We start from the raw sequence: 3,731 nt of genomic DNA, 5'->3' as shown, positions 1-3,731 counted from the left end.
GGCCGGGCCGGCAAGGCGGACGCCCCGGAGCCGGCGGCCGGCGGCCGAGCGTCCTCCGGTTCCGGGTCCGGGGACGAGGACTTCTCCGACATCGAGGCCATCCTGAAGAAGCACGGCATCTGACGCTGCGGACCCGCCGGACCACCCTGCGCAGCCGCGGAGTCGGCCTCCGGCCCCGGCGCGCGGTGACACCCGGCCGATCTTTGTGAACGGGCCGGTTTTTCCTGGCGTGTTGCCCACCCGGGCATGGGTGCCTACGCAATCATCTGCGCGAGATGAACGATCACACGCCCGCACCGCGGCCACCCGCCCCCGCCGAGACCCGCGGTTGCCTCTTCGCCCTGTCCCAGCCGCCGTTGATGCTCTTTCTCGCCGTCGTCGGCATGCTGCTCTTCGGCACCTCGGTCTACGACCTCATCGGCTGGTGACCGTCGCCCCCGTCCCGTCCCGGCCCCCCGTCCCCGCTTCTGCCCCCGCTTCTGTCCCCGCCCCGGCCGCCGCCTCGCGCCGCCGCGCCCGGTACGCCGCCACATGCAGCCGGTTGCCGCAGGTGCGGCTGGAGCAGTAGCGGCGGGAGCGGTTGCGCGAGTAGTCGACGAAGGCGCGGCCGCAGTCCGGCGCCTCGCAGCGGCGCAGCCGCTCGCGCTCGCCGGCGACGACGAGGAACGCCAGCGCCATCCCGCCGTCCGCGGCCAGGTGCTCGGCGACGGAGGCGCCGGGGGCGAAGTAGTGCACGTGCCAGTCGTAGCCGTCGTGGTCCGTCAGCTGCGGCGTGGTGCCCGCGGCGGCCACGATGGCGTTGAGCCGCTCGGCCGCCGCCCGGTCGTCCGGGGCGGCGAAGACGGCCGAGAGGTCGCTCCGTACCGCCCGGACGGCGGCCACGTCGGAGGCGCAGAGGGCCTCGATGCCGCTGATGTCGTGCTCGTCGACGAAGCCCTGCAGCGCACCCACGTCCACGAGCGCGTCCGTCTCCGCGCCGCCGTCCCCGGTGTCGGTGTTCAGCAGCGCCACGACGGTGTCGAGCGCGCACCGGGTGTCGTGATTGATCAGCACCGTTCGCTCCCCTGGTCGGGCTGCGCGTTCCCCTGGTCGGTCCGCCGCCGACTCTAGCCAAAACGTGACACCGCCGTCGCCACGGCGGGCGACGGCGGTGCCGGTGCTGCGCTGGTGCGGTCGGATCCGGCCGTCTCCCCGAGGCTGACGGCTACGGACGGTGACCTCGGACGGGCTCAGCTCTCCGCGAGGATGTGGGACAGCTCGGTGTCGAGGTCGAAGTGGCGTGGCTCCGTCCCGGGCGGCACGGCCGCGTCCGTGCGCTTCAGGAAGGACTCCAGCGCCCGCGCCGGGGCTTCGAGCAGGGCTTCGCCCTCGGGTGAGCTGAGGGCGATGCAGACGACGCCCTGGCCGTGGCTCCTGGACGGCCAGACGCGGACGTCTCCGGTGCCGGTCGGGCGGTGGAGCCCTTCGGCGAGCAGGTCGCGGGCGAACACCCATTCGACCGTCTCTTCGGCGCCGGTGTGGAAGGTGGCGTGCACGGCGTAAGGATCCGCGGTGTCGTACCGCAGACCTGCGGGGACAGGCAGGGAAGACTCGCTCGACACAACGAGGCGCAGGTGCAGCTCGCAGCTGACCGTGTGGTTCATAAGCGCCAGGGCCTTTCGCTCAGTGTGCGCTCGGGGATTCGCACGTCGGCGAAGTCGACATGCCACCTACCGGGGCGTTGTAAACCCCTCTGACTGTTTTGCGATGTTTTTCGTAGTTCGTACGGCCTAGTGGGTATTCGCCGTACAGGGCCGTTCCGGTGAACTCTCCGGCGCGGACAGTTTGGGCTCCATGGATGCGGAGAGTAACGACGATCGGGCCTGTTGTGACGGAGGCGCGCGGAAGCCGCGCGGGTGGAAGGCCGAGCGGGGCGCACACGGATGCTGACATCGGGTAACGTGGTCTCCCGCGAGGGCGATTAGCTCAGCGGGAGAGCGCTTCGTTCACACCGAAGAAGTCACTGGTTCGATCCCAGTATCGCCCACCGCCCGACGGCGGCCCCGGCCCGCGGAAGACGCGCTCCGGCCGGTGCGGCCTGACGGCCCTCCTGCGGCAGCGGGTTTGAACACCCGGCCCGCCGCACTGTATGGTTCTGGCCGCGCCACTACGGCGTTTCCGGGCGATTAGCTCAGGGGGAGAGCGCTTCGTTCACACCGAAGAGGTCACTGGTTCGATCCCAGTATCGCCCACCCTTCAGGGCCGTTCCGCACCGCGCGGAGCGGCCCTCGGGCGTTTCCGTGTGCGCCGCCGGTCAGGCCGCCGTCGCCAGCCCGCTCGTACGCACCGGCCAGGCCGGGTCGCAGCGTTCGTCCGAACCCGTGTGCGCGAACCACGCCGTCAGGCCGCGCGCCTGCGCGCCGTGCCAGACCGCCTGCCGCGCGTGCAGCTCCGCCGCGCTCAGCTCCCCCACCCGCTCCGCGTAGCGCTGCCCGATGGCCCGTACGAGATGCAGCGCCGCCGTCGCGTCCGCCCCCGCCTCGTGGGCGCCGGCCAGCTCCACGCCGTAGTGCTCGCACAGCGTCGTCAGCGTGCGGCGGCCCTTGCGGTACCGGTCGAGGTGCCGGTCCAGCACGAGCGGGTCCAGCACGCACAGCGGCGCGCCGCTCAGGTACTTCGGCAGCGACGAGGCGCGGTGCCGGCGTAACTCCCGGTCCAGCAGCGTCAGATCGAACGGCGCGTTCATCACCACCAGCGGCACGCGGCTCGCGCACTGCGCCGCCAGCGCCCTGCCGACCTCCTCCATCACCGGGGCCGGCCAGCGGCCCAGGCGCTGCAGGTGCGCCAGCGTCAGCCCGTGCACCGCCGTGGCCGACGCCGGGACCTCCACGCCGGGGGAGACGAGCCACGAGGTGCGGCGGGGCGGCGACGTGATGTGCGGCTGCACGACGACGGCTGCGGAGAGTATCCGGTCGCGCTCGACGTCCACGCCGGTGGTCTCGGTGTCGAAGGCCGCCAGCGGCCCCTCGTACCAGAGCGTCATAAGCCCCAACTCCCTGCAGTTTTGCGGGCGGTGAGGTCAGGCCCGCCGACCGGGTGATACCCGGAACGCGCCGGATCCGAACAAGGGTTGTTTGACGGAGAGCGTGTGCGGTGACAACAGAGAGTGAGGGTCAGTAAGCCTCCGGCCGCCCGCGGAGGGTCCGGCCCCCGTCAGCTACCGGCATCGTGCGGAAGGCAGTTGCGCCATGTCCCTGGCACGGCCAGAACCGGGCGGCCTGCTTCCCGAGCGGGCCGCGTCGAAGCGCGGCGCCCCCGCCCACCCCGGCGGCGGGCACCCCGTCGGCGACGTCTCCGACGGTGTCTTCGCCGACCGCGCGCTCCGCGCGCTCACGACGCGGGTCGGCCGGGGAGGGAGACCCTGATGTACCGGCAGCCCTCCGAGCCCGACCCCGCCCGTGTCGACCCCGCCGTGCTCGGCGCCCTCCTCGCCCGCCATGGCTGGCGCCGGCACGGCGGTTCCACCGGCCGGTACGCGCGCTACACCCCGCCCGGCGACGCGCCGGGCGGCACCAGCATCCTCGTCCCCGCCGACCGCGCCTTCCCCGACTGCACCGACCTGCTCGCCGAGGCGCTCACCGCGCTGGCCCGCAGCCCGGAGCCGTCCGCCCCGCTCGTCCGCACCGCCCTGGCCGTGCCCAGCGACGAGATCAGCTGGGAGTACGGCGCCGAGCGGCGCGCCGGGCCCGCCC

The 3,731-nt window shown here is 73.1% G+C and carries 5 protein-coding genes, 2 tRNA genes and 1 pseudogene; 5 read left to right on the top strand and 3 right to left on the bottom strand.

Annotated elements, in window-relative coordinates; translation table 11 throughout:
- Positions 1-275: 275 nt before the first annotated feature.
- On the top strand, positions 276-428 hold the full coding sequence (locus tag ABD317_RS34520; protein WP_199789096.1) for a hypothetical protein: 153 nt from the start codon (positions 276-278) through the stop codon (positions 426-428).
- Here ABD317_RS34520 and ABD317_RS34515 read toward each other — a convergent pair.
- Both ABD317_RS34515 and ABD317_RS34510 read right to left on the bottom strand, forming a co-directional pair.
- On the bottom strand, positions 415-1,053 hold the full coding sequence (locus tag ABD317_RS34515) for a CGNR zinc finger domain-containing protein (RefSeq protein WP_344295437.1): 639 nt from the start codon (positions 1,051-1,053) through the stop codon (positions 415-417). The genes ABD317_RS34520 and ABD317_RS34515 overlap by 14 nt on opposite strands.
- 176 nt (positions 1,054-1,229) lie before the next feature.
- Entirely contained in the window at positions 1,230-1,643 is a 414-nt protein-coding gene (locus ABD317_RS34510) for an SsgA family sporulation/cell division regulator (protein WP_018836768.1), read from the bottom strand.
- A 311-nt stretch (positions 1,644-1,954) separates the two neighbouring features.
- Between ABD317_RS34510 and ABD317_RS34505 the strand changes: the two genes are divergently transcribed.
- Together ABD317_RS34505 and ABD317_RS34500 are read left to right on the top strand one after the other, a co-directional pair.
- Positions 1,955-2,026 (top strand) — tRNA-Val (locus tag ABD317_RS34505).
- 133 nt (positions 2,027-2,159) lie between these two features.
- A tRNA-Val gene (locus ABD317_RS34500) sits at positions 2,160-2,231 on the top strand.
- A gap of 62 nt (positions 2,232-2,293) precedes the next feature.
- On the opposite strand, the gene ABD317_RS34495 is transcribed toward ABD317_RS34500, so the two are convergent.
- Positions 2,294-3,022: a 3'-5' exonuclease gene (locus ABD317_RS34495; RefSeq protein ID WP_344295431.1), complete on the bottom strand. Its 729-nt coding sequence runs from the start codon at positions 3,020-3,022 to the stop codon at positions 2,294-2,296.
- A gap of 205 nt (positions 3,023-3,227) precedes the next feature.
- Between ABD317_RS34495 and ABD317_RS34490 the strand changes: the two genes are divergently transcribed.
- Entirely contained in the window at positions 3,228-3,404 is a 177-nt protein-coding gene (locus ABD317_RS34490) for a hypothetical protein (RefSeq protein ID WP_344295428.1), read from the top strand.
- Positions 3,404-3,731: pseudogene (locus tag ABD317_RS34485) on the top strand (hypothetical protein); the annotation flags it as partial. The gene ABD317_RS34490 and the pseudogene ABD317_RS34485, both read left to right, overlap by 1 nt.

The organism is Streptomyces synnematoformans, assembly GCF_039531005.1.
In the GTDB taxonomy this organism is placed as follows: Bacteria; Actinomycetota; Actinomycetes; order Streptomycetales; family Streptomycetaceae; genus Streptomyces; species Streptomyces synnematoformans.
The sequence above is the reverse complement of the archived record's forward strand: the minus strand, read 5'-3'. Positions and strand labels throughout refer to the sequence as shown.